Origin of the sequence: Spirillospora sp. CA-128828, assembly GCF_050945415.1 — a bacterium.
Taxonomy (GTDB): domain Bacteria; phylum Actinomycetota; class Actinomycetes; order Streptosporangiales; family Streptosporangiaceae; genus Spirillospora.
In genome coordinates, this window is the sequence record NZ_CP191986.1 from 9,097,508 (window position 1) to 9,121,346 (window position 23,839).

At 71.1% G+C, this 23,839-nt stretch carries 21 protein-coding genes and 1 pseudogene; 12 read left to right on the forward strand and 10 right to left on the reverse strand.

The features are described 5' to 3' along the window. Positions 1 to 19 precede the first annotated feature (19 nt). Entirely contained in the window at positions 20 to 1,738 is a 1,719-nt protein-coding gene (locus tag ACQPXG_RS43690) for a DUF4132 domain-containing protein (RefSeq protein ID WP_433465013.1), read from the reverse strand. A 1,223-nt stretch (positions 1,739 to 2,961) separates the two neighbouring features. Here ACQPXG_RS43690 and ACQPXG_RS43695 point away from each other — a divergent pair. Beyond that, positions 2,962 to 3,351: a hypothetical protein gene (locus tag ACQPXG_RS43695; protein WP_433465014.1), complete on the forward strand. Its 390-nt coding sequence runs from the start codon at positions 2,962 to 2,964 to the stop codon at positions 3,349 to 3,351. 113 nt (positions 3,352 to 3,464) lie between these two features. Here ACQPXG_RS43695 and ACQPXG_RS43700 read toward each other — a convergent pair whose 3' ends face one another. Both ACQPXG_RS43700 and ACQPXG_RS43705 read right to left on the reverse strand, forming a co-directional pair. Continuing rightward, on the reverse strand, positions 3,465 to 4,124 hold the full coding sequence (locus tag ACQPXG_RS43700) for a response regulator (protein WP_433465015.1): 660 nt from the start codon (positions 4,122 to 4,124) through the stop codon (positions 3,465 to 3,467). Beyond that, on the reverse strand, positions 4,121 to 5,293 hold the full coding sequence (locus ACQPXG_RS43705) for a sensor histidine kinase (protein WP_433465016.1): 1,173 nt from the start codon (positions 5,291 to 5,293) through the stop codon (positions 4,121 to 4,123). The genes ACQPXG_RS43700 and ACQPXG_RS43705 overlap by 4 nt, the downstream gene beginning before the upstream one ends. A gap of 230 nt (positions 5,294 to 5,523) precedes the next feature. Between ACQPXG_RS43705 and ACQPXG_RS43710 the strand changes: the two genes are divergently transcribed. After that, on the forward strand, positions 5,524 to 6,423 hold the full coding sequence (locus ACQPXG_RS43710) for an alpha/beta fold hydrolase (RefSeq protein WP_433465017.1): 900 nt from the start codon (positions 5,524 to 5,526) through the stop codon (positions 6,421 to 6,423). Between the two features lie 40 nt (positions 6,424 to 6,463). On the opposite strand, the gene ACQPXG_RS43715 is transcribed toward ACQPXG_RS43710, so the two are convergent. Continuing rightward, on the reverse strand, positions 6,464 to 6,868 hold the full coding sequence (locus ACQPXG_RS43715) for an Lrp/AsnC family transcriptional regulator (RefSeq protein ID WP_433465018.1): 405 nt from the start codon (positions 6,866 to 6,868) through the stop codon (positions 6,464 to 6,466). A gap of 29 nt (positions 6,869 to 6,897) precedes the next feature. Here ACQPXG_RS43715 and ACQPXG_RS43720 point away from each other — a divergent pair, with 29 nt between their 5' ends. From ACQPXG_RS43720 to ACQPXG_RS43730, 3 genes are read left to right on the forward strand one after another with little or no spacing between them, the layout of a single operon-like run. Beyond that, complete coding sequence (locus tag ACQPXG_RS43720) at positions 6,898 to 7,416, forward strand: AzlC family ABC transporter permease (RefSeq protein WP_433470163.1); 519 nt, start codon at positions 6,898 to 6,900, stop codon at positions 7,414 to 7,416. Beyond that, positions 7,409 to 7,846, forward strand: a complete 438-nt coding sequence (locus ACQPXG_RS43725; RefSeq protein ID WP_433465019.1) for a branched-chain amino acid transporter permease — start codon at positions 7,409 to 7,411, stop codon at positions 7,844 to 7,846. The genes ACQPXG_RS43720 and ACQPXG_RS43725 overlap by 8 nt, the downstream gene beginning before the upstream one ends. Next, the gene (locus ACQPXG_RS43730; RefSeq protein WP_433465020.1) at positions 7,830 to 9,134 is read left to right on the forward strand and encodes a DUF2252 domain-containing protein; all 1,305 of its coding nucleotides are present in this window, start codon (positions 7,830 to 7,832) and stop codon (positions 9,132 to 9,134) included. The genes ACQPXG_RS43725 and ACQPXG_RS43730 overlap by 17 nt, the downstream gene beginning before the upstream one ends. Positions 9,135 to 9,140: 6 nt before the next feature. On the opposite strand, the gene ACQPXG_RS43735 is transcribed toward ACQPXG_RS43730, so the two are convergent. From ACQPXG_RS43735 to ACQPXG_RS43755, 5 genes are all read right to left on the reverse strand, one after another. Next, complete coding sequence (locus ACQPXG_RS43735; RefSeq protein ID WP_433465021.1) at positions 9,141 to 9,560, reverse strand: SHOCT domain-containing protein; 420 nt, start codon at positions 9,558 to 9,560, stop codon at positions 9,141 to 9,143. Between the two features lie 144 nt (positions 9,561 to 9,704). Beyond that, entirely contained in the window at positions 9,705 to 9,902 is a 198-nt protein-coding gene (locus ACQPXG_RS43740; protein ID WP_433465022.1) for a hypothetical protein, read from the reverse strand. 138 nt (positions 9,903 to 10,040) lie between these two features. Continuing rightward, positions 10,041 to 10,595, reverse strand: coding sequence for a VOC family protein (locus ACQPXG_RS43745; RefSeq protein WP_433465023.1), 555 nt, complete (start codon positions 10,593 to 10,595; stop codon positions 10,041 to 10,043). Between the two features lie 25 nt (positions 10,596 to 10,620). Further along, on the reverse strand, positions 10,621 to 12,177 hold the full coding sequence (locus ACQPXG_RS43750) for a GMC oxidoreductase (RefSeq protein ID WP_433465024.1): 1,557 nt from the start codon (positions 12,175 to 12,177) through the stop codon (positions 10,621 to 10,623). A 125-nt stretch (positions 12,178 to 12,302) separates the two neighbouring features. Further along, positions 12,303 to 13,904, reverse strand: a complete 1,602-nt coding sequence (locus tag ACQPXG_RS43755; RefSeq protein WP_433465025.1) for a PucR family transcriptional regulator — start codon at positions 13,902 to 13,904, stop codon at positions 12,303 to 12,305. Between the two features lie 211 nt (positions 13,905 to 14,115). Here ACQPXG_RS43755 and hisD point away from each other — a divergent pair, with 211 nt between their 5' ends. The 5 genes and pseudogenes from hisD to ACQPXG_RS43780 all read left to right on the forward strand — a co-directional run bounded on the left by hisD (position 14,116) and on the right by ACQPXG_RS43780 (position 20,925). Next, the gene (gene hisD, locus ACQPXG_RS43760; protein ID WP_433465026.1) at positions 14,116 to 15,435 is read left to right on the forward strand and encodes a histidinol dehydrogenase; all 1,320 of its coding nucleotides are present in this window, start codon (positions 14,116 to 14,118) and stop codon (positions 15,433 to 15,435) included. Positions 15,436 to 15,530: 95 nt separating this feature from the next. Then, positions 15,531 to 16,970 (forward strand): annotated as a pseudogene (locus ACQPXG_RS43765) (APC family permease). 43 nt (positions 16,971 to 17,013) lie between these two features. Beyond that, the gene (locus ACQPXG_RS43770; RefSeq protein ID WP_433465027.1) at positions 17,014 to 18,801 is read left to right on the forward strand and encodes a thiamine pyrophosphate-binding protein; all 1,788 of its coding nucleotides are present in this window, start codon (positions 17,014 to 17,016) and stop codon (positions 18,799 to 18,801) included. Between the two features lie 55 nt (positions 18,802 to 18,856). Continuing rightward, positions 18,857 to 19,735 carry an LLM class flavin-dependent oxidoreductase gene (locus tag ACQPXG_RS43775; RefSeq protein WP_433465028.1) on the forward strand — a complete coding sequence of 293 codons (879 nt, stop codon included), beginning with the start codon at positions 18,857 to 18,859 and terminating at the stop codon, positions 19,733 to 19,735. Positions 19,736 to 19,740: 5 nt separating this feature from the next. Continuing rightward, positions 19,741 to 20,925, forward strand: coding sequence for an MFS transporter (locus ACQPXG_RS43780; protein WP_433465029.1), 1,185 nt, complete (start codon positions 19,741 to 19,743; stop codon positions 20,923 to 20,925). Here the strand turns inward: ACQPXG_RS43780 and ACQPXG_RS43785 are convergent. Further along, a complete protein-coding gene (locus tag ACQPXG_RS43785; protein WP_433465030.1) occupies positions 20,915 to 21,265 on the reverse strand; it encodes a DoxX family protein in 351 nt (116 codons plus the stop codon). The genes ACQPXG_RS43780 and ACQPXG_RS43785 overlap by 11 nt on opposite strands. 213 nt (positions 21,266 to 21,478) lie before the next feature. On the opposite strand from ACQPXG_RS43785, the gene ACQPXG_RS43790 reads away from it, so the two are divergent. Next, entirely contained in the window at positions 21,479 to 22,084 is a 606-nt protein-coding gene (locus ACQPXG_RS43790; protein ID WP_433465031.1) for a methyltransferase family protein, read from the forward strand. Between the two features lie 162 nt (positions 22,085 to 22,246). Next, positions 22,247 to 23,812, forward strand: a complete 1,566-nt coding sequence (locus ACQPXG_RS43795; RefSeq protein WP_433465032.1) for an alpha/beta fold hydrolase — start codon at positions 22,247 to 22,249, stop codon at positions 23,810 to 23,812. Positions 23,813 to 23,839 lie beyond the last annotated feature (27 nt).

A 23,839-nucleotide genomic window follows, 5' to 3' on the forward strand; every position in this document is an offset into this window, starting at 1 on the left:
GTCGCCGCCGCGCCGCCGGTCAGGACGTGGTGGCCTCCTTGAGGACGGCCAGGTCGCGGAGCAGTTCGGATGCGGTGACCTCGTCGAGGTCGCCGAGCCGGACCGTACTTCCGAGCGCCGTTCCGTACCGGTCGTCGGACACGAAGACGTGGGTGAGGGTGTGCTCCTCGAACGCGTGGGTCCCGCCCGCGACGAAGCCGGGGTCCAGGAAGACCAGCGCGTACCGGTTTTCGGGCAGGGGGCGCAGGAAGGCGTGCTCGATCCCCGCGTCCTGCGGGTCGCCGCGTTCCCAGCCTCGGCTGGTCAGCCCGAGGATGACGCCCGTCGGCGCGGTCACGCCCTCGAACCGTTCGAGCCGGTGGCCCGTCCTCTCCGCCTCGGTCGGCCGGTGGGTGTCGCGGCCGAGCTGCGGGAACGGCTGAAGGATCCCGTAGTCGGCGAAGACCTGGGCCCAGGTCGCGAGGTCGTGGCCGAGGTCGAGGGGGTGCGCGATGCCGATCCGTGCGTCGCCGGGGAGGACGAAGGCGGCGTCCGCGGCGTCGGCGAGGGTGAGGTCCTCGGCGAGGCGGAACGTGCGCGTGGCATCGTCGGTGACGGCGAGCCAGACCAGGCGGCCGGCGATGTGCCGGGTCAACGGGTGGCGGGCGAAGAGCGCGGTGAACTCCTCGGCGGTCCAGCGGCGCCGGTCGACCATGGCGCGTTCGAGCCGGTTGACCAGGTGGGAGGCGATGGCGCGGACGTCCTTCTTGAGCTGCGCGAACCGCTGGTAGGCGGCGGGGGCCAGCCGCGCGTCGTCTTTCGCGCCGGGTTTGGGGAGGGACTTGCGGAGCCTGCCCGCCTGGTCGGCGACCTGCGGCCGGAGCGCCTCGTCGAAGCCGATGGTGAACGTCCGGGCCCCGTAGTCCAGGGTGAGGGAACCGTCGGCGGCCAGGTCGAGCGCGGGGACGAGGCGGTCGGCGAGCTGGTCGGGGCTGAGGCCGAGCCGGTCGGCGATCTGTCCCATCCGCTCGCGGGCCTTGGTCTTCAGCCCCTTGTACCGCACCCGTTGCGCGATCTGGTTGAGGCACATGAGCGCGATGTCGGTGCCGAGGGCGGCGAGCACGTCCAGGCCGGTGACCGCTCGGGCGTGCCCGCCCTCGCCCGGCCACTCCCGGAGGAGGAGGGTGAGGCGGCGCGCGGCCTCGTCGTCGCCGAGCAGGCCCAGCTGGGTGAACGCCCAGCTGCTCCGCGACGGCATGCCGTTCGACTGCCAGGCGCGGAACACCCCCCAGGAGAACTCGGCCAGAGACGCCGGATCGCAGGTCTCGCGCACGACGCGCAGTCCGGGATGCGGGGCGTCGAGCGTTGAGAGGGCCATCGTCGTGAGCAGGTGAACGACCGAGTCGTCCGGCAGGCGGGTGCGCCGGTCGCGCAGCGCCACCCGGGGGAGCGAGGCGGGGTCCAGCCAGCCGGGTGTGGCGGGGACGGTCGGCGGAACGACGTCCAGGGGGTCGGTGGCCAGGAACGTCCGGAGTGCGGCGGCAGCTGGTTCGCCCTGTTCGCGGGCGGCGGCCAGGACCGTCTCGTCGTCGTGGACGGCGGCGATGTGCCGCAGTGCGGCCTCGGCCGCAGTGCGGGCGGGGCCCTCCTTGCCGAGCGCGGCGGGCACCAGCATCCGGGCGGCGGCGGTGCCGTGCCATTCCAGCCAGGCGGCCGCGGTCTTCCGGGCGGCCTTGAGCCGGACGAACCAGTCGGCCATGAGCACGGCGACCTCGGCCCCGCAGTAGGGCAGGAGGAACTCGCCGTAGGAACGGGAGTTGTGCCGAGCTCCCGCAACACGAGCGGGTAGACCTCCATCTCGAATCGGGCCACCGTCCGTTTGATCGCGTTGGGGACCCGATGCCCTTCGGTGGTGTCCCACTCGGCGAGCAGGGGGCGCGCCACGTCCAACGGGGCTTGGGCGAACACCAGGGGAAGGACGATCCCGCTGTCGCGCCAATCGCCGGGACGCCAGATCCTGTCCCAGTCCGGCTTGACGCCGTAGCTGCCGGCCCACTCCCTGATGTCGGCCTGGGCCCATGCCTGGTGCGCGCCGTCGGTCCAGTGGACCGTGACCTCGTCGGGGGCCTTCAGACCCGGGATGGTGACAGGCTCGGCGAGCTCGGACCTGCGGGTCCACGCGGGCGCGACCAGCGCCTTGGGCAGCGCGCCGGCGGGGGCCTCGGGGCATGGCCGGGCTTTCTCCATTGCGGCGGAGACGAGCCGCCGGGCCCCGGAGCCCAGCTCGGGAGCGGCGGAGCGGAGCAGGTCCGGCTCGGTGCGCGCCCAGGCGTCGAGGACGTCGGAGGCGACCGTACCCGTGCGGCCTCCCCTGGCGCACAACCGGGCGGTCTGGTCGAGCGTCCGCACCGGGTAACGGTGCAGCGCGTCGCGCAGCAGGTCCGTCGCGGGCGTCTGCTCGGCGGTCTCCAGGAGCAGGCGGAACGAGGCATCGCCGGGGATCGCGGCAAGCACGCCGACATCGAGGCCGTCATGGCGTCTGAGAGCCACCGACAACAGCGGGGCGAGCGCGTCCCCCAGCGCCACGGCCATCGTGGTCAGCACCGGACATTCGAGGGCCTCGCCGCTCAGGACCGCCGAGTCCCCCAGCGCCGCGAGGTGCGCCGGAATGCTCACAGCGCAGAAGCGCATGGCCCACACGCCCGTCGCGTGAAGATGGTCCTTCGGACGTTCCCGGCACCACTGCTCCACCCAGTCCAGCTCGGTGGGAACGAGGTAGGCGGCGGTCGCGCGCCGCACCCGGGTGGTACGGAGCGAGCCGAGCCGTTCCACCGCGGATCCGTAGTCGTCGTCGGACGCGGCGGCGAGCAGAGCGCGCATCCGGCGGCCCGCCCGCCAGCCGCGCAGATACCGCTCCGCCGGATCGTCCGGCCGCTCGGTCCGCAAGGTGGTGATCTTCCCGGTCCGGCGGTAACGCAGCGCATGCTCGTTCCGCCGCCCTGCCGGGAGGTCGCGCCGCACCACGATGCCCTGCATCTCGGTGAACGCGCACGCGGCGAAGACGACGCCCTGCTCCACGGCCCACGCGTCGACCACCTCCGCGTAGCGTGCGGCGGCCTGCTCCTCGTCCGCACCCGCCAGGTCACCGTCGCGGCCGAGGACCGCGACCGCCACGAACGCCGCGCCGACTGGGTCGGCGGCGCCGTCCAGGTAGGCGCGGACCGCCTCCGCCGCCCCTGCGGTCTCCACCGCGGCCAGGACCTTCTCTATCTCGGCGCGGTCACCGTCGAGCCGTGCACGCCAGCGGCGCGCGGCCTCTCCGTCGAGCTCGATCGCCGGAACGGGCCCGAGGTCACGGCGCGGATGCAGTAGCGCCGACCATGAGTCCGGAACCGAGTTGACGCCCTCGCCCGGGAAGTTCATGGAAGAAGAGACGATGCCCCTCGTCGGGTGGTTCCGCCACAGCCCGCTTTGCGGTGGAGGTTTCAGGTGACCAGGCCGTTGCGGTAGGCGTAGACCACCGCCTGCACGCGGTCCCGCAGGTCGAGTTTGGTGAGGATGCGCGACACGTACGTCTTGACGGTCTCGTGGCTGAGCACCAGCGTTGCGGCGATCTCGCTGTTGGACAGGCCGTCGGCGATGAGGCGCAGGACCTCCAGTTCGCGCGGGGTCAGCGCGACGTCGTCCGTCGTGCCGTCCGGCGGACGGATCCGCGCCGCGTATCTGCCGACGAGCTGCCGTGTCACCTCGGGCGCGAGCAGCGCGGCTCCGCTCGCGACGGTGCGGATGCCGTGGAGGAGCTGCGCCGGCGGGGCGTCCTTGAGCAGGAATCCGCTCGCTCCCGCGCGCAACGCCTCGTACACGTACTCGTCCAGGTTGAACGTCGTCACCACGAGCACCTTGACGGGATCCGGCACCCCGGCGCCGGCCAGCAGGCGGGTCGCCTCGATCCCGTCGAGGACGGGCATCCGGACGTCCATCACCACCATGTCCGGGTTCAGCCGGCGGGCGAGGTCGACCGCGGCGCGTCCGTCCCCGCACTCCCCCGCCACCTCAAGGTCGGGCTGGGCATCGATGATCGTCGCGAACCCGGTGCGGATCAACGCCTGATCGTCACAGACCAGAACCCGGATCGGCGCGCTCACGAGGGGCTGCCCGCGGGGATGCGCGCCCGCACCAAGAAGCCGCCGCCCGTCCGGTCGTCCGCGCTGAACTCGCCGCCCAGGGCGTCGACGCGATCGCGGAGCCCGGCGAGGCCCCGCCCGCTCCCGCCGGGAGACCCGGACGGCGAGCGGGAACCATCGGTGCTGACCTCCGCGGTGATCTCCCTAGAGCCATAGCGCATGTGGACCACGGTGCGGCTGCCGTGGGCGTACTTGAGGGCGTTCGTCAGGGCCTCCTGCACGACCCGGTAGGCCACGAATTCGGCGCTGCCGGCCGCCGCCGCCGGCCTGCCCTCCTCGGTGAACTCCACCGGCTGGCCGGCCAGGCGCGTCTGCTCGACGAGCGTGCGGAGTTCGCCGACGGACGGCGTTCTGGCAGCTGTGCCGCCGTCGGGAACGGTGTCGTCGTCGGGATTGAGCAGATCGAGCAGGTGTCGCAGGTCGCCGATGGCCCGCCGCCCGGTGTCGCCGACGGCGTTCAGGGTCTCGTCGAGGCGATCGGGGACGGCCGTCAGGTAGCGTGCCGCCTCGGCCTGCACGACCATCGCCGTCACGTGGTGGGTCACGACGTCGTGGAGTTCGCGGGCGATGCGGGTGCGTTCGGCGGTGCGGGTGGCCTCGGCGACGCGGAGGCGGCGTTCGGCCTCGGCGGCCCGGCCGGAGCGAAACCAGGCCCCGATCCCCCACGTGACGGCCAGCGCCACGTAGAAGACCACGAATCCGTCCAGGCCCTCGGTCGAGCCCGACCGGTCGAGCTCGATCGCCAGCATCACATAGACCACGGACAGGACGGCCACAGTGGCGCGCCGGTGACGTTCCAGGTGGGCGCCCGCACTCAGCAGGGCGAAGGGCAGCGCGGTGCCCGCGACCATGTGGTAGCTGCGGAGTTCGGCGACGGCGAAGCCGAGCGACACCAGGGCGAGGCAGGCGGCAGGCCACCGACGGCGGACGGCGAGGGGGAGGCACACCAGGGCGAGCACCACGATGGCCAGCGCGTCGAAGGGTCGCGGCGGCATGTCGCCGACCTCGGTCTCCTGGCCGCGGAGCACGGGCAGGAACGACGCGACGACCAGCAGGAGCGCCAACGGGAGGTCCCGGACCGTGACGTCACACCGCCGCCACATGTCCGGGATCCGCCGGAGATCGATCACTGGAGGAGGGTAGCGGCCGCGGCGGCCCGTGCGCTGCGCCGATGCGGAATCGGCCGCTGGCGGCGGGACCCCTGTCCCCCGTGCGAGCTACCGGCGAATGTCCACCGTGCGGTGACGATTCCCGAGCCGTCGATTCCATAGCGTTTCGGCGAAGCGGCGGCGCTTCCGCCGATTTCCCACCACACGCCATCGGAATCATTTCAGCGTGGATTCTCACACCGGAGGACATCATGCCCAGCAAGATCAAGGCAGCCGCTTTGGTCGCGCTCTGCTGCACCGTGACCGGCGCGGGACTCGCCGGTTGCGATGACGATACGGCGGCGGATTGGGACCCATTCGCCTCCGATACTCCCAAAGCCTCTGCCGATCCGTTCTCGGGAACCAAGAAGATCGATGTCGCGGGCCGGTCGGTGAACGTGTCATGTTCGGGCGCCCTGGCGATAGGCAAACCGGTCGTCGTCCTTCTGCACGGAGGGGGCGATGGGCTGGACAAGATGGCCGCCTTCCAGAAGACCCTGAGCAAGACGAATCGTGTCTGCTCCTACGACCGGCTCGGCGCGGGCGCGAGCGACAAGCCGGACGGTCCGCAGAGCTTCGCCACCACGGGGAAGATCCTGACCGGGGTGCTCGATCGGGTCGCCGGTGACAGGCCGGTCGTCCTGGCCGGGCACTCGATGGGCGGGCTGATCGCCGCACGGTACGCCCCCGACCATCAGAACAGGGTCAAGGGGCTGGTCCTGATGGACGCGACGCCACCGACCATCGCCGAGGACATCACGAAGGCGATTCCCAAGTCGGCCACGGGGCAGGCGGCCCAGCTGCGCACGCAGAATCTTGCGATCTTCCAAGGGAACAACCCGGAAAAGCTCGTCATGACCGACGGAGAGGTCCGTCCGGCCGGAAGGATTCCGGTCGAGGTGATCAAGCATGGGAAGCCGTACCTCGCCGCCGTTCCCAAGTACGGGCCGCGCCTGGAGCAGGCGTGGACCGCAGGCCAGCGCAAATGGCTCGCGCTATCCAGCCGCAGCCGGCTGACCACGGCCGCGAAGAGCGGACACTACATCTACGTCGAGCAGCCTGATGCCGCCGTCCAGGCCGTTCAGCGCGTCACGTCGCAGGCCGAACGCTAGGAGCCGCCGCCCTCACGACGATCCGGGTGCCGCCCTGACATCAGCCGTCCGCCTTGATCTTCTTCATGGTGAGGCGGGATTCCAGGCGCAGGACCGCGGGAAGCCCGTAGAGCCTGCCGGTGAGAAAGGCTTCGTAGGCGGCGTGGTCGACGACGGCGACGCGGATGAAGTAGTCGGGGCGGCCGTACATACGCCGGAACTCGACGGTCTCCCGGTCGGTGGCGGAGACCTCGACGCTGACCAGGACTTCCAGGCCGCGGCCGACGGCCTCGGGGTTGATGATCGCGCGGTAGCCGGTGATGACACCGCCCTCCTCCAGCCGCCTGAGGCGGCGCAGGCAGGGCGGCGGGGTCAGGCCCACCCGCCGGGCCAGTTCGACGTTGCTCAACCGTCCGTCCTGCCGGTGACCGGCCTCGGCCCGCCCCGCCGCGGACGTCTTCCGCACGGGCGGCGTTCCGCGATTCGTTCCTGCTGATCGGATTGGTCGCCGCCGGCGCCCCGCTGGCGTCGGTCGCTGTGACCGCCTTCATGGTGAACGTACGGCACGTCTTCTACGCGCTGTCATTCCCTCTGCACCGTGTGACCGGCCGTCTCGGAAAGGCGTACGGCACCTTCGCGCTCAGCGACGAGGCCTACGCGCTGACCACCGGTCAGGAGGCCCGCTCCTGGCCCGGCCGGCGCATCCTGTGGTTGCAGTCGTTCCTGCACCTGTACTGGACAGCGAGCGCGACCGCCGGGGCCCTGCTCGGCTCCGTCATTCCCGGCAGCGTCACCGGCCTGGACTTCGCCCTGACCGCCCTGTTCACCGTGCTGGCACTCGACGCCCTGCGCGACCTGCGCGGCGACCTGCCCATCCCCGTGCTCGCCCTCCTCAGCGCACTGGCCGCCCGGCTGCTGTTCCCCGGCCAGGTACTCCTGGTCGCCTTCGCCCTGTTCACCGGCGGGCTCCTGGTCAGGTACGCCACCACCGGCCGGAGGCCCGGCCATGCCTGACTCCCGCTACGCCATCGCCGCGATCATCGTCGCCGCCGCCGTCACCTGGGCGCTGCGGGCCCTGCCGTTCGCCGCGCTGGCGCCCCTGCGCGCCAGCGGCATCGTCCGGTACCTCAACACCCGCATGCCCGCCGGCGTCATGGCCATCCTGGTCGTCTACTGCCTCCGCGACCCTGCCACTGCCACGGCCGGAGGCTCTGGCCCCGCCGGCCGCCCTGGCGGCCACCATCGTCCTGCACCTGTGGCGCCGCAACGCCCTGCTCAGCATCCTCGGCGGCACCGCCCTCCACGTCGCCCTGGCCAGCACGATCTTCACCCGCTGACGAGCGCCGGCCATTCACCTCATCCGGGTGATGCGGCGCCTGCGCCGACGGCGACGCAATGGCGGGAGGCGTCTAGTGGAAGGACCGGCCATGACGACGGCTCGTAGCGATCACCTGAGCCCTTCGGAGCGGGCCGCGTACGGCAAGGCCGCGCGTGCGAGGGTGCCCCGCACCGGGCACGCCGCGTTCGAACCGGACGGACAGCGTCCGGATCCCATCGGCGTCATCGAACGGCAGTCCGCCGAGCGCGTCCCGGAACTCGCGCCGATCCGGTACGGACGAATGCTGGAGTCACCGTTCCGGTTCTACCGGGGCGCGGCCGCGATCATGGCCGCGGATCTCGGACCCGCGCCGCACACCGGGATCACGACGCAGCTGTGCGGCGACGCGCACCTGCTGAACTTCCGGCTCCTCGCCTCGGCCGAGCGCCATCTGCTCTTCGACATCAACGACTTCGACGAGACCCTGCCGGGACCGTTCGAATGGGACGTCAAGCGGCTCGCCACCAGTTTCGTCATCGCCGCCCGCGCCAACGCCTTCACCGCCGGGGAACGCCGGGCCATCGTGCGGACCTGCGTCCAGGCCTACAGGAAGCGGATGCACGACCTCGCTGCAATGCGCACCCTCGACGTCTGGTACGCCCAGGACGACGCCGACCAACTCCAGGCGATCCTGCAGGAGCGCCTGGACAAGAACGCCCGCCGGAGAGCGTCCCGGGCGAAGGCCAAGGCCCGCACCCGCGACAACATCCAGGCGTTCGACAAGCTCACGCGTCCGGCCGACGGCCGCAGGCGCCGCATCAACCCCGACCCGCCCCTGATCACCCCCATCGCGGACCTGCTTCCGGACGAGGAGCGCTCCGAACTCGAAAGGACGCTGCGAGGCCTGCTCCAGAGCTACCGCCGCAGCCTCTCCCCCGAGCGCAGGCATCTGCTGAGCCGGTTCCATCCGGTGGACATGGCGCGCAAGGTGGTCGGTGTCGGCAGCGTCGGTACCCGCTGCTGGATCGTCCTGATGCTGGGCAGGGACGACGAAGACCCCCTGCTGCTGCAGGCGAAGGAGGCCGGAGAGTCGGTCCTCGCCCCGTACGCCGCCGCCGCGCGGCAACGCGACTTCTATGTGCGGCAACTGCGCGACTGGAAGGGAATCGCCCAGCCCGAGACGATGCCGCCGGACACGATGGAACTCTTCGGCAGGCTGTGCGGGGCGTCCCTGGCCCGGGCCCACGCACGCTCCGGTGATCCGATCGCGATCGCCGCCTATCTCGGCAAGAGCGATGCCTTCGACCGGGCCCTGGGGGAGTTCGCGGAGAGTTACGCCGACCAGAACGAACGCGACCACCGGGCATTGGCCGACGCCGTCAAGGGCGGCCGCGTCACCGCCCAGAGCGTCTGAGACGGTTCAGGCGAGGATCTTGGTCTTCGCCTGCTGGAACTCCACCTCGCTGATGTCGCCGTGGTTCCTGAGTTCGGCGAGCTTGACCAGTTCGTCGGTCTTCGTGTGCTCCGGCGGCCCGGCCGCATCGCGGACGTAGGCGCGGAACTGGTCGTCGCGCTTCTGGACGGCGCGCAGGTCGCGTTCCCCCATGTCCCTGCCGCGCGCGATCAGGTACACGATGGCGCCGAGGAAGGGCAGCACGATCACGAAGATCGACCATCCCGCCTTGCCCCAGCCGCTCAGCCGGTCGTCGCGGAAGATGTCGGCGAGGATCCTGAAGAGCACCATCAGGAACAGGACCCACAGGAAGAACCACAGCATGGTCCAGAAGACGTTCAGCAGGGGGTAGTCCGTCGCGGCGATGGGTCTCGCAAGCTCGTTCATGGTGGTCCTCCTGTCGTCGGCCCGTCCTCATCCGATGCGGCCAACGCTCCTCGCCCCCGAGGGCACCGGAATCACCCACGGCAGGTGGTTTCAGGGGACGATGGTCCGGCCGTGCTGCACCGGACCACCGTCAGTTGCGGATTGCTACCGCTCGTCTGCGTAGAGCAAACGCGCGGTTATTGCCGCAGGGCCGACCTTGGTACCGGGCTCGACGACGGTCTCCCTCTCTCCGAGGGCCACCGTCACGGGCTCACCGGACTCGTTGGCCAATTCGATCGCGTCATACGCGACATCGTCGAGGTGCACGTCAGGTTTGTCCGGCACGTCGATTCGGTTCGGCACAGCCTTCCTCCTTCTGGTTTTCCGTGGCGCCCTGCTGGTGTGCCGGGCGCGCTACGGAAACTGACCGTGCCGAGCCGGGGTGGATATGCAGACGCATCACAGGCGAGGGCCGAACAGTTCACCCCTTCGTCGGCAGGGCTATCGCCAGTGTTCACTCGGAGGAGCCATTCGCGCTCCGGGCAGGTCGGCGTAGAAGCGGCCGCCGGGGCAGGAGGTGAGTTCCATTTGCATGCCCCAGGGGGTCAGGAAGTAGAACCAGCGCTGGCCCGCCACCGGGGAGTCCGGTGCGACGCCGTTGGGTCCGTCCATGAGGGTGACCCCGGGGATCGCGCTGACATACGCGTGCGCGGCGTCGATGTCGTCGACATAGAACGCCAGGTGATGGCCGCCGATGTCACTGTTCCTCGGGGGTGACGGCCGCTGCTCGGGAGCTTCGTATTCGAACAGTTCGAGGTTGGTGTGCAGGCCGACCCGGACCATCGCCAGGCGGCAGACGGCGCGGGGGTCGACGTTCAGGTGGCGGGTCATCTCCTCGGCCTGCCCGGAGAAAGGGCCGTCGTAGAAGATCAGCTCGCCGCCGAAGTGGTCGACGAAGAAGGACACGGCGGCGTCCAGATCCGGGACCGTGTAGGCGACGTGGTCGACGCTCCGGATGGTGGGGACGCCCCGCGGGCTCGCCTGGTCGCCGTTCAATGACTTCTCCGTTCGTGTCGGCCGGTCAGGAGGTGAGCTCGCCCGCGGCGGCCACCCGGAGCGCGAGGGCCGCGATCGTGAGGGCGGGGTTCACCGCCGCGGACGATGGGAAGGGTGAGCTGTCGACGATCCAGAGGTTGTCCACGTCATGGGCCTTGCAGCGGGAATCCACGACGCTGCCGGCCCCGTCCTCGCCCATGCGGGCGGTGCCGCACTGGTGCGACGTCGCCTCGATGCCCAGCATCTGGTGGAGGGTCACCGGGTATCCGGCGCGGCGGGCCACCTGCTTCATACGGGTGACAAGTTCACGGTGCGCGGACAGGTTGGTGGGCCGGCGGCTGACCACGATGCGGTCGCCGGAGCCGAGCCGGATCCGGTTCTCCGGAAGCGGAAGGTCCTCGGTCTGGAGGAACAGGTCGAGGGTGCGGCGCGTCACGGCGTCGAGGATCGGCATCGGGACCATCCGGCGGGCGTTCTTGACCATCGGGCCGCGCAACTTGCCGAGCCCCTGCACGTTGCCCAGGGGGTGGCGGTTGTCCGCTCCGGCGCTGTACCAGTCGTTGAGACCGAGCGTCTTCTGGTAGACGTCGTCGTTGGTCCGCCGAGGGTCCGCCGCCAGGAAGAACGTCGTGACGTGCGTCATGTAGTTGCGGCCCACCTGGTCGGAGCGGTTGGCCAGGCCGGTGGGGTGCGCGTCGGAGGCGGAGTGGAGCAGCAGTGCCGCCGTGTTGGCCGCGCCGGCCGAGACCACGAAACGCTTCGCCCGGATGGAGATGTCACGGCCGTCGCGGCGTGCCCGGGCGGTGGTGACCTGGCGGCCGCGCGAATCGGTCTCCAGCCGCTTGACCTCGGCGCGGGTGAGCAGCCGGACCGTCGGCGACTTCAGTGCCGGGCGCACGGCGGCGACGTCGGCGTCTCCCTTGGCGTCGACCAGGCACGGGAAGGCGTCGCAGCTCGGGCATCGGATGCAGTTGCCGCCCTCCCGCAGATCGATCGCCTGAGGAAGGTGGAAGGGGTGCAGACCCTGTTCGCGCAGGCTCGCCTCGAACCCGGCCACGGCCGGTTCATGGGATACCGGCGCGAACGGGAAGTCCGTCGAGCGCCAGGGGTCGGTGGGGTCCTCGCCCTTCCGGCCGTGCACCCAGAACATGCGCTCGGCCTCGGCGTAGTGGGGCTCAAGGTCGTCATAGCTCAGGGGCCATGCCGGTGACACGCCGTCGGGGTGCTCGACCTCGTCGAAGTCGTGCTCGCGCATGCGGGGCAGCGTGGCGCCGTACATCTTCGTGCTTCCGCCGACGTAGTGGTAGTTGCCCGGGACGAAGCCCCTGCCCGTCTCGTCGTACCAGAGGGCGGAGTTCTTGTACCGGCCGTCCACGAACACATCCTTGGCCGACCAGTTGGAGACCTCCTTGGGCAGGAAGTCGCCCTGCTCGACGATCAGGACGCGGGCCCCGGAGTCGCGGAGCGCGTAGGCGAGCGTGCCGCCGCCCATGCCGGAGCCGATGATGAGGATGTCGCATTCGAGTTCGTCCGGTGGATCGGCTATCACCGCCGGCCTGTTCCCGCCGAACACCTGTGTCATCGAAGCTCCTTGGTCCGAGGGGTCGAGGGTTGAACCCTAGGCAGCGAAAGGGCGGACCGAGGAGGGCCATCGCGTGCAGGATCGCGGCCGGGCTTGCACATACCGTGCATGGGCCCCCGCATGGCTCATCCGGCGGCGAACGGCCGCTGCAGGAGGTCGAGGCCGCGCACCGCCAGCAGGAGACGCTCGCGCACAGCGGGGTCGTCCAGGGAGACGCCCATCAACCGGTCGAGCCGTTCGAGCCGGTAGTACAGCGTGCGCCGCTGGACGTACAGCGTGCTCGCGGCCTGGGACTTGTTGCCGTCGCATTCCAGGTAGGCCCGGAGCGTGGGCAGGAGGCGGTTCGCGCTGCTCGCGTCGTGCCGCAGCAGGACGCCCAGTTCGTCCTCCACATAGCCGGCCAGCTCGGGGCCCTGGGCCAGGGCGACCAGCAGCCGCAGGACGCCGAGGTCGTCGAAGCGCAGCACGGACGGATCCGGGCGGGCGGCCGCCGCGGCGGCGGCGTTGCGGGCCTGCTGGACGGCGGCCGGCAGGTTCGCGGGCTCGATGATCCGGCTGATCCCGGCGCGCACCCGATGGCCGTCCAGCGCGTCGACGATCGCACGGTCCGGCGTGTCCGGCGGCAGCCCCGCCACCGCCAGCGTGTAGTCGCCCATGTCGGCGACGACGGCGGGCGCACCGACACCGCGCAGGGTCTCGGACAGGTCCTGTTCTCCGAAGGTGCCGTCCGCCCCGTCCTTGCCGACGACGATCACCAGGAGCCGCCGGCGGCGCAGGTCGCGGCCGAGCGCCAGCGCCTTCCGCACGAACTCCTCACCGGACAGGTCGCCCAGCATGAGCCGGTTGACCAGGGCACTCTGCCGCTGGGCCGAGCGCGCTCCGATCTCGCGTTCGCTCAGCAGCGTGATGGCCACGGCCGCGGCGGCCCGATCCAGCGCGTACAGGTCCGGCCCGGCGAGCTCGGCGGGGCCGTGCAGGACGTGCAACCAGCCCCAGCACTCGCCCCGGAGCACGACGGGCCGGCGGGCGCACTCGGCGAAGTCGGCCGCGGTCCGCGCCCGCACCGAGGGCAGGGGGCGATGCCCCCGAGGTGACAGCGGCTGGAGTTCGTGCAGGACCCGCGAATGGGTGCTCCACTCGGCCATGATCTGGTCGGCCTCGGGGGTGCGCCCGGCGTAGGCGAGCACCTGGTGGGACATGTCCTCAAGCACGATCGGGTGACCGACCCGCCGCGCCAGCTCGGCGGTGAGCGCCAGGGAGTCCTGGCCGTCCAGCAGGAGGTTCATGAAGGCCTGGCCGATGGCCTCCTCGGCGGTGAGCTCCTGCACGCGCTGCTCCACCAGCATCTCGTGCACCTGGGCGGACACCTCCGCGAACGGGATCTCCTCCTTCAGGCCGACCACGGGGAGACCGAGCCGCTCGGCCTCCTCGACCACGCCGTCCGGCATCGTGGCGAACGCCCGTCCGGCCAGCTCGACGACGAGAACGGCGGCGTTCGCCGACCAGATCCGCCGGATGTAGGTGCGCTGTTCCTCGTCGGTGCGCCCGATGCCGAGACCCGCAGTGAGCAGCAGCTCACCGCCGGAAAGGAACCGTGCGATGTCGGGGATCTCCCCTGCGTGCACCCAGCGGACCGTTCGATGCAGGTTGCGGTGCCCGGCGAAGATCCTGGCGCCGGCACGCCGGAAGATCTCAAGATCCAGAACCGCTTCGGTCGTGAGCCCCATCGAGAACCCTTCTCCACCGGAATCTCGGTCACTGCACGGACTGTGCAGTGATCGGGCCTGTCGCTTCGCATCGCGAGTCTGTCAGCGGCGGTGATGCGTCGCAAGACTTCTCCCCATCGCCGCGATCGGTCCGGCAGCCTGACCCGGCTGACAGAGCCGTTCGGAGCGCCTCCGACATCGAGCCCACGTCTTTTCGCAAGGGAGAGTCCGAGTGTCCATCAGCCTGAAGGCCGCAGCGGGAGAGACGCCGGCGCGTGCCGGTGATCCGCAGGTCATCGAGACGGTCGCGCAGGTCATCGCCGATGTGCGCGCCGAAGGCGACGACGCGGTCAGGCGCTGCTCCCGCAGGTTCGACGGCTGGGCGCCGGACTCGTACCGGCTGCGCGACGACGAGATCGCCGCCATCGTGAAGTCGGTGCCCGAGACGGTTCTGGACGATCTCCGGTTCGTCCAGAACCAGGTGCGCGGCTTCGCCCGGGCGCAGCTCGACTCGATCGGCGACATCGAGGTGGAGACGCTGCCCGGGGTGGTGCTCGGCCACCGCAACATCCCCGTCTCGGCCTCGGGCGCGTACGTGCCCGGCGGACGGTATCCGCTGACCGCATCGGCCCACATGACGGTCGTCACCGCGAAGGTCGCCGGCGTCGACCGGGTGGCGGCCACCACGCCGCCCGGCGGCGGGCGGCCTCCGCCGGTCAGCATCGCGGCGATGCATCTCGCCGGCGCCGACGAGATCTATGTCCTCGGAGGCGTGCAGGCCATCGCGGCGCTGGCGCTCGGCACGGAGACGATCGCGCCGGTGCCGCTGATCACCGGCCCGGGCAACGCCTATGTCGCCGAGGCGAAGCGGCAGTTGTTCGGTGAGGTCGGCATCGACCTGTTCGCCGGCCCGACCGAGATCCTCATCGTGGCCGACGAGACCGCCGATCCGTTCGTCGTCGCGGTCGACCTGCTCAGTCAGGCCGAGCACGGCCCGGACTCGCCGGCCGTGCTGATCACGACCTCCACGGAGGTCGGCCGGCGGACGATCGAGCACGTCGAGCGGCTCCTTCCCGGCCTGCCGACGAACGCGGTCGCCGGTCCGGCCTGGCGCGACCACGGTGAGGTCCGGGTGGTCGAGGACCTGGACACCGCCTACGCGCTGGCCGACACGTACGCCTCCGAACACGTGCAGATCATCACCGCCGACCCCCGCATGGCCTTGGAGCGCATGCGCGACTACGGCGCCCTGTTCCTCGGCGCGGGGACGTGCGTCTCCTTCGGCGACAAGGTGATCGGCACCAATCACGTGCTGCCCACGCTCGGTGCGGCGCGCTACACGGGCGGTCTGTGGGTGGGGAAGTTCCTCAAGACCGTCACCTACCAAGAGGTGCGCGACCCCGCGACGAGCGCTCTGCTCGGCGAGGTCTGCGGCCGGGTCTCCCGCCTCGAGAACTTCGAAGGCCACGCCCGGTCAGGCGACATCCGGGCGGCCGCCGCCGGCGGCCGGGAACCCGCCTGGACCGACCACGCCACGGATCACGAAAGGTAAGGCCGATGTCCACGACACAAGACGGCCGCCCGCAGGTCTCCGCAGACGACGCCCAGCTCAAGGCGCTGGGCTACGAGCAGAAGTTCGAACGTCAGATGGGGCTGTGGGCCAACTTCGCACTCGGCTTCCTCTACCTGTCGCCGCTCGTCGGGGTGATCGCGCTGTTCGCGCAGGGCCTGACGACGGCGGGACCCCCGGCCGTCTTCTGGATCTGCATCGTCGCCGCCGGCCAGTTCCTCGTCGCGCTGGTGTTCGGCGAGGTCGTGGCGCAGTATCCGCTCGCCGGCGGGCTCTACCAGTGGGCGCGGCGGCTGTGGAGCGGCCGGTACGCGTGGCTGCTGTCGTGGATCTACATCTGCGGTGTGATCATCGGCATCACGACCACCGCGCTGTTCAGCGCCGACTTCGTCGCCAGCCTGCTGTTCGGCACGGCCGACGATCCCGGCGCCCAGTCCTCGCCCGGGTCGCGCCTGGTCATCGCCGTGATCGTCACGGCGATCGGGCTGGTGCTCAACGCGACGGGCACGCGGACGCTGGCCCGCATCTCCAAGATCGGACTGGCGGCGGAGCTGGTCGGGGTGATCGCCGTCGGCCTGTACCTGCTCGTCTTCCAGCGGCACCAGCCGTTCTCGGTCTTCTTCGACACCATGGGGACCGGCGGCCACGGCGAGGGGTACTTCGGCCCGTTCCTGGCCGCGTCGCTGGTCGGGCTCCTGCTGTTCTACGGTTTCGAGGCCTGCGGCGAGGTCGCCGAGGAGGTGCCCGACCCGGCCCGCCGGATCCCCCGGGCCATGCAACTGACAGTGCTCGTCGGCGGAGGCTCGGCGCTGCTGTCCTACGCCGGCTACGTCCTGGCCGCGCCGGACCTTCCGGCCATCGTGTCAGGCGACGTCGGGAACCCGATTCCGGCCATCCTGTAGAACTCCCTCGGCTCGGTCGGCGCCAAGGCGTTCCTCGTCGTCGCGCTCACCTCGTTCCTGGCCTGCGTGATGGGGCAGCAGGCGGCGGCCAGCCGGCTCGTGTTCTCCTTCGCCCGCGACGACATGTTCCCGGGCAGCCACGTCTTCTCCCGCATCTCGGCCAAGCGGCACGTCCCGGTGAACGCCCTCATCGCCGTCAACATCCCGCCGCTGGCGCTGTTCCTGTTCGTGTACTTCGCGCCGGACTCGCTGTTCCGCATCGCGGCGTTCCAGATGCTCGCGGGGTACGTCGCCTTCCAGATGGTCGTGCTGGCGGCGCTGCGCATGCGGCTGAAGGGCTGGCGCCCGGCCGGCGCGTGGAGCATGGGCAAGGCCGGGCTCCCGGTGACGGTCGCCGCGCTCCTGTACGGGATACTCGCGATGATTCTCCTGGCCCAGCCCACCGGGGACTCGGACCTGCCCTTCTACGACCGGTGGATCGCGCTCATCGGTTTCCTGATCGTCGCGGGCGCCGGCCTGGCCTACCTCCTCACCGTCCGGCCCGGGGACGGGTCGGACGCGCAGGAAGGCGACGCGATCGAAGTCGCCCGCCGGTTGCGGGACCAGCGGCCCTGACCTCAACAGACCGACGTCTCACCTCCACCGAAAGGAGTGCACCGTGCCCGTGCTCACCGGCGGCCAGATCGTCGCACGCACCCTGCGCAACTACGGAGTCGACCACGTGGCGGGGATCCCCGGCCACGGCATCTGGTCCCTCACCGACGCCCTCCTCGACCAGGAGTCCCGGATCCCGTTCATCCAGGTCTTCCACGAGCAGAGCGCCGTTCACCTGGCCGACGGCTACTACCGGACGACGGGCCGTCCGATGGCCGCCGTCACCTCGATCGGCGCCGGCGCCAGCAACACCGTGATCGGCATGGCCACGGCCTTCGCCGACTCCACGAGCGTGCTGGTCATCACCGGCGGCCCGCCCACGCACATGCGCGGCCACGGCCTGCTCCAGGAGCTCGACCGGTACACCGCCAACGACTTCCCCAAGGTGGCCGAGGCCGTCTCCAAGCGCCACTGGGTGGCGACCAGGGTCGACGAGCTCCCCTTCATCCTCCACCGGTCCTTCAACTCCATGCTGACCGGACGGCCGGGGCCGGTGCACGTCGAGATACCGATGGACGTCCAGGCCGAGAGCGCCGACGTCTCGCTGCACGACCTCGCCTCACGCCTGCCGGTGGGCCGCCAGTATCCCGACCCGGAGGCCGTCGACCGCGCCGCCGCCGTGCTGCGCGCCGCCGAGCGGCCGGTGATCGTCGTCGGTGGCGGGACGATCAGCGGGGACGCGGGCCAGGAGGTGCTGGGCCTCGCGGAACGCTGGAGCGTCCCGGTGGTGACCACGTGGAACGGCAAGAGCGCCTTCCCCGAAGACCACCCGTTGTTCGCCGGGAGCGTCGGCCAGACCGGCACGATCCCCGGCAACGGGATCGCCGCGGCGGCGGACGTCGTCGTCGCCGTCGGCTGCCGGTTCACCGACTGGTCGGCCTCCAGCTACGCCCAGGGGGTCAGCTTCTCCATTCCGCCGGCCAAGCTGATCCACATCGACGTCGACCCGCATGAGATCGGCAAGAACTACCCGGCCGAGGTCGGCATCGTCGCGGACGCCAGGTGCGCGGTGGCGGCCATCACCGACTCGCTGCCGGCGGCGACGCCCGCCCGCGCCGAGTACCTCGCCCATCTCGCCACTCTGAAGGAGGACTGGGAGCGCAAGCTCGCCGGACGCCGGGACAGCAACCGCTTCCCGTTCACCTCGCAGCGCCCGCTCGGCGCGCTGCGCAAGATCCTTCCGCGCGACGCGGTCATCGTCGTCGGCTCCGGGAACACCCAGGGAGCGGTGAAGCAGACCTTCCCGGTGTACGAGCCCCGCACCCACCTCACCTCCGGCGGGTTCTCCTCCATGGGGTGGGCGGTGCCCGCCGCCGTCGGCGCCAAGCTCGGCCGGCCGGAGGCCGATGTCGTCTGCGTTCTCGGCGATGGCGACTTCCTCATGACCGCCCAGGAGATCGCGCTCAGCGTCACCAACGACGTGCCCGTGGTGTACGTCGTGCAGAACAACGCCGGATACATGTCAATCCGCGGCGGCCAGCGCAAGCAGACGTCACGGCACATCGGCACCGAGTTCAACCACCCGGGCGGGGAGCCCTACAGCCCCGACTACGCGGCGCTGGGCAAGGCGTTCGGGCTGCAGTCCTGGCGGGTCGAAGGGCCGGACGAGCTGGAGCCCACACTGCGCAAGGCGATCGAGTCCGGCGCCCCCGCACTGGTCGAGGTGCCGACCGACCGCGACGCGGCGGGCCCCTGGACGCCCGGGTGGTGGGACTTCCCGGTTCCCGCGTACATCACCGACGAGCGTCAGGACGAGTACCACCGGACGCGGGCCCGCGAGCAGCATCTGTGATCAGGGCGGCCGGGATCCCGGCCGCCGCCCGTCCCGACGAGGAGTGAGTCGACCGATGAGAGCCGGAATCGTCATTCTCCCGGAGTACCGCTGGCCGGACGCCGAGCCGAAGTGGCGGAGGGCCGAGGAGTACGGCTTCGACCACGCGTGGACCTTCGACCACCTGGGCTGGGAGTCGCTGGTCGACGGTCCGTGGTTCGGGGCCGTGCCGACGCTGGCGCTGGCCGCGCGGGCCACCGGGCGGATCGAGCTCGGCACGCTCGTCGCCTCGCCGAACTTCCGGCATCCGGTGCCGTTCGCACGGGAGATCCTGGCGCTGGACGACGTGTCGGCGGGCAGGTTCACGCTCGGCGTCGGGGCGGGCGGGGCCGGTGACTACGACTCCACCGTGCTCGGCGCGGACGGGAGGCCGGCGAGCCGGCTCCGGAGGTTCGCGGAGTTCGTGGAGTTCCTGGACGCCCTGCTGAGCAGCGAGCGGGTCACGTTGACAGGGGAGTACTACGCGGCCGTGGACGCGCGCAACGCCCCCGGCCCGGTGCGGTCGCCTCGCCCGCCGTTCGTGATCGCGGCCAACGGCCCGAAGGCGCTGCGGGTGGCCGCCCGGTTCGGGCAGGGGTGGATCACCACGGGAGCGCCGAGCGACGACCTCGACACCTGGTGGCGGCATGTCGCCGATGCCGCCGCACGGTTCGACGAGGCGCTGGACGATCAGGGGCGGGAGCGCGGGTCCGTCCGCAGATTCGTGCAGACCGACGCCGCACCGGTGTTCTCCCTTTCGTCGGTCGAGACCTACCGGGACTTCCTCGGCCGTGCCGCCGAGCTCGGGTTCACCGACGTGGTGGCGCCGTGGCCCCGGCGGGAGGGCGTCTTCGCGGGTTCGGAACGGGTCCTGGAGGCGGTGGCCACGGAGGTCCTGCCCGGACTGCGCACCTGAGCATCGTGATCAAGGTCGCCGAGCGGGCCGGTCTCTCCGTCGTCTTCTTCGTCAACGGGTTCGTCCTGGCGACCTGGTTCGCGCGGATCCCCGGCGCCGCCCAGCGGTCGGGACTGCACCACGGGGAGCTCGGGGCGGCGCTTCTGGGGATGTCGGCGGGGGCGCTGGTGGCGTTCCAAGCCAGCGGATGGCTGAGTTCCCGCCGCGGGAGCGCGTTCGCCACCAGCGTTTTCGGATTCGGTTTCTGTGCCGCGCTCCTTCTGCCGGCAATGGCGACATCCTTGTGGGCCCTGTTCGGGGCCCTGGTTCTGCTCGGTGCGGGCAACGGCGGAATGGACGTCGCCATGAACGCGCAGGGCCTGCAGGTCGAGAGGCGGCGCGGACGCCCGGTGCTGTCCTCCCTGCACGGCTTCTTCAGCCTCGGCGGACTGGCCGGTGCGGCTACGGGCGTGCTGGCCGCCGGACAAGGGGTGTCCCTCACGGACCACTTCTTCGCCGTCGCCGCCATCGCAGCGGCGGTGCTGGCCGCGATGCGCCCCTCGATGGTGCGCGACCTTCCCGAACATCCGGGTGACTCCGGAGCCCGCAGTGGGCGGGCCGTCCGCCTGCCGCCCCGTCCGCTGTGGGGCATCGGGGCGATCGCCTTCTGCGGTGCGGTGGCGGAAGGGGCCATGGCCGACTGGACCGCGATCTACCTTCGCGACGCTCTGCGCTCCACCACGGCGGTCGCGCCGCTCGGCTACGCGGCCTTCTCCGCCACCATGCTGATCGGCCGTTTCTCCGGCGACGCGCTGCGCGGCCGGTTCACCCCCCGGCGGATCATCACGACGGGCTCCGTGATCGCCGCCGTCGGACTGGCGGGCGGGCTCACCATGCCCCGTCCGGCGGCCGCCGTCGCGGGATTCGCGATCGTGGGTCTCGGCGTGTCGATCATCGCGCCGGTCGCCTTCGAAGCCGCCGCCAGGTCCCCGCTTCTGCCACCCGCCCGGGCGCTGTCCGCGGTCGCCACCATGGCGTACACCGGTTTCCTGGTCGGACCCCCGCTGCTCGGCTTCGTCGCCTCCGCCACTTCGCTGCGATCGGCGTTGTCACTCGTCGCGGTCCTGTGCGCGGTCGCCGCCGTCATGGCCGCCAGAGCAACAGACCTTCGCGCGACGAAGCCCCCGAGCCAGGCGTGGCCTACGTCGTGAGACGAGTGGCGGCCGTTGCCACGACCAGCCCGAGCACACCCACGTCGGCAAGAAGCAGGCGAGCGGGGTCGTGCACCCTGAATCGCGACGCGATGGCGCCGAGCATCAACAGCGTCAGACCGCCCAAGGCGAGCAGACCGAGAAGAGCCACCTTGATTCCGATCAGCACGCCCACGCCGCCGGCGGCCTCCAGCGCCCCCACCGCACGCCACACTCCGGGCGCCATACCGAAGTGGTCACGCACAGCCAGGCTCTGACGGACACCGAGCACATTCACCCCGCCCGTCACGACGAACAACACGCCGATGACGGCCGACAGCACTGCCGCTACCACGCTCACAAGCCCACCTCTGAAGTCGACGCCGGAACCTGACGCCCAAATCATCAGCCATGACGGCCGGCCGCAGAACCGGCTGTGATCAAACCCATGCGCGGCGAAGCCACCTGTACGGCGAGGCCTCCCGGCCCTATGCTCAATATATGAGCAGTTGTTCAGATGTTCAGGCAACCGCTCCCGGACCCCCCACCCCGCACCAAGCCCTCGGAGGACCTCATGGCGACGGCCGCGCTGATCATCTACGTGTTCTGGGCCGCCCTGGCGTTCGGGCTGCGCAGCCTGGTGCAGTGGCGCCGCACCGGCGACACCGGATTCCGCGGAGCCGGCCTGCGCCCGGGCGGCATGCAGTGGTGGGCCCGGATCGCCTTCGTCGTCGCGCTGCTGGTCGGCGCCGCCGGCCCCGTCGCCGACCTGGCCGGACTCGGCCCTGTCGGCGTCCTGGACCACCCGATCGTGCGCGGCGGCGGACTGGCGCTGGCCGCGCTCAGCGTGGCCGCCACCCTGGCCGCGCAGATGTCCATGGGCGCCTCCTGGCGCATCGGCGTCGACGAGACCGAACGCACCGCCCTGGTCACCACCGGCGCGTTCGCCCTGGCCCGCAACCCCATCTTCACCGCCATGATCGCCACCGCGGCGGGCCTGGCCGGGATGGTCCCCAACGCCGTCTCCCTCGGCGGCCTGGTCCTGACCATCGCGGCGATCCAGCTGCAGGTCCGCGCAGTCGAGGAACCGTACCTGCGCCGCGTCCACGGGCAGGACTACGGCCGGTACGCCGCCCACGTCGGCCGGTTCCTCCCCGGCATCGGCCGCCGCCCCGCATGACCCGATCCGCCCGGCCGGAGTCAGAAGACTCAGGATCGGCCTCATGACGTTCGTCATCTGTGGTCGGTGACATCGGAATCTGCCGGATCCACCCGTCCGCCGCTCAGACTCGTCCCGGACGAGCATCTCCGAGCGAAGGGGCGAGGAATGACCCTGCCGGGCTTGAACAAGACCACCGCGAAACGGCCGGCCCGTCCGAGGGCGCTCGCCGTCCTGGCCTTGGCCGGCACCGCGACCGCCGTATGGGCGGGCGTGCCCGCCACGCAGGCCGCCCCGGCGGCCGCCCGGACGGACACGACGTGTCCAAGACCGCCGGGGCTGGAGACCACATGCGGAACCATCCAGGTGCCGCTGGACCGCGCCGCCCCCGCGTCCGGAGAGACCACGGTGCGGTACATGCTGGTCAGGCACCGCGGTACCGCACCCGCCGCCGGCACGGTGGCCCTCAACGACGGAGGACCGGGCAACGCCACGATCGTGGGCTTGGCGCAGCGGCCGCAGCTGCTCCCCGGCGTCTTCGGCAAGATCCTCGATACCCACGACATGCTGCTGATGGACCCTCGCGGCACCGGCGGCTCAGACGCGCAGCGCTGCGAGGACCTCTCCATCGACGCCATCCCCGCGACGCGTTCCGGGCTGCTGGACGCCGTGCGGGGATGCGGACGCGAACTGGGGAAACGCTCCCGCCACTACACCTCGGCCGCCACCGCCGACGATTTCGACGCGGTCCGGGCGCACCTGGGCATCGGCCAGCTGGACCTGCTCGGCGAGTCCTACGGCAGCTATCTCATGACCGTGTACGCACAGCGCCACCCTGGGCACGTCCGCTCCATCGTGCTGTCGAGCGCCTATCCGCTGGAGTTCGACATGTGGGCGCGCCCCAACGCCCAGGCGATGAGGCAGGCGATCAAGGTGCTGTGCGAGCGCAGCGCGGGCAAGTGCGACGGCGATCAGGTACTCGCCGGCCTCGGCACGCTGGCAGGGCGGCTGCGGGCGCGGCCCGTCCCCTATGAGAGCGCGGGCGCCGAGCGCGTGCTGGACGACACGGCGCTGGCCGCCATCACCTACGACGCCGCCGGAGACCGGGAGCTCATGGGACGCCTGCCCGGTGTGGTGCGAGCCTCCTTGAAAGGCGACTACGGGCCGCTGACCGAGGTGGCCGGCTCACGGGCCCAGCCGGCGCTCAGCGACCGGCTTCCCCGACGAAGGGAGGACCGGCAGAGCGGGCAGGCCGACGAGCAGTTGTACGGGCTCACCACATGGGCCTCGGTGATCTGCAACGACTACCCGACGCTGTGGGACCGGCAGGCCCCGGTACCGGCGCGGACCCGGGAGTACGAACGGGCACGCCGGCGGCTGGCCTCGGGCGCCTTCGCCCCGTTCACGGCACGCGCCTGGACGAACGGAATCTACGACCGCGGCAACTTCTGCTTGCGCTGGCCGGACCGGAAAGGGCCCGTACAGCCCACCGACCGGCCACTGCCCGGCGTGCCGGTCCTCGTCCTCTCCGGTGAACTCGACGCCAACACCCCGACCGCGGAGGGACGGGCCGCCGCGCGGCAGTACCCGCGCGCCCAGGTGATCGAGATACCCAACACCGGTCACGTCGCCGAGTTCGACGAGCAGGCCAACCCCTGCGTCATGGAGTTGCAGTCGGAGTTCTTCCGCACCGGGAGGGTGACCGGCACCGGCTGCCTGGCCGAGATCCCCCCGATTCCCGTCGAGTGACGGGATCGGCCCAACGGATGCTCTCCC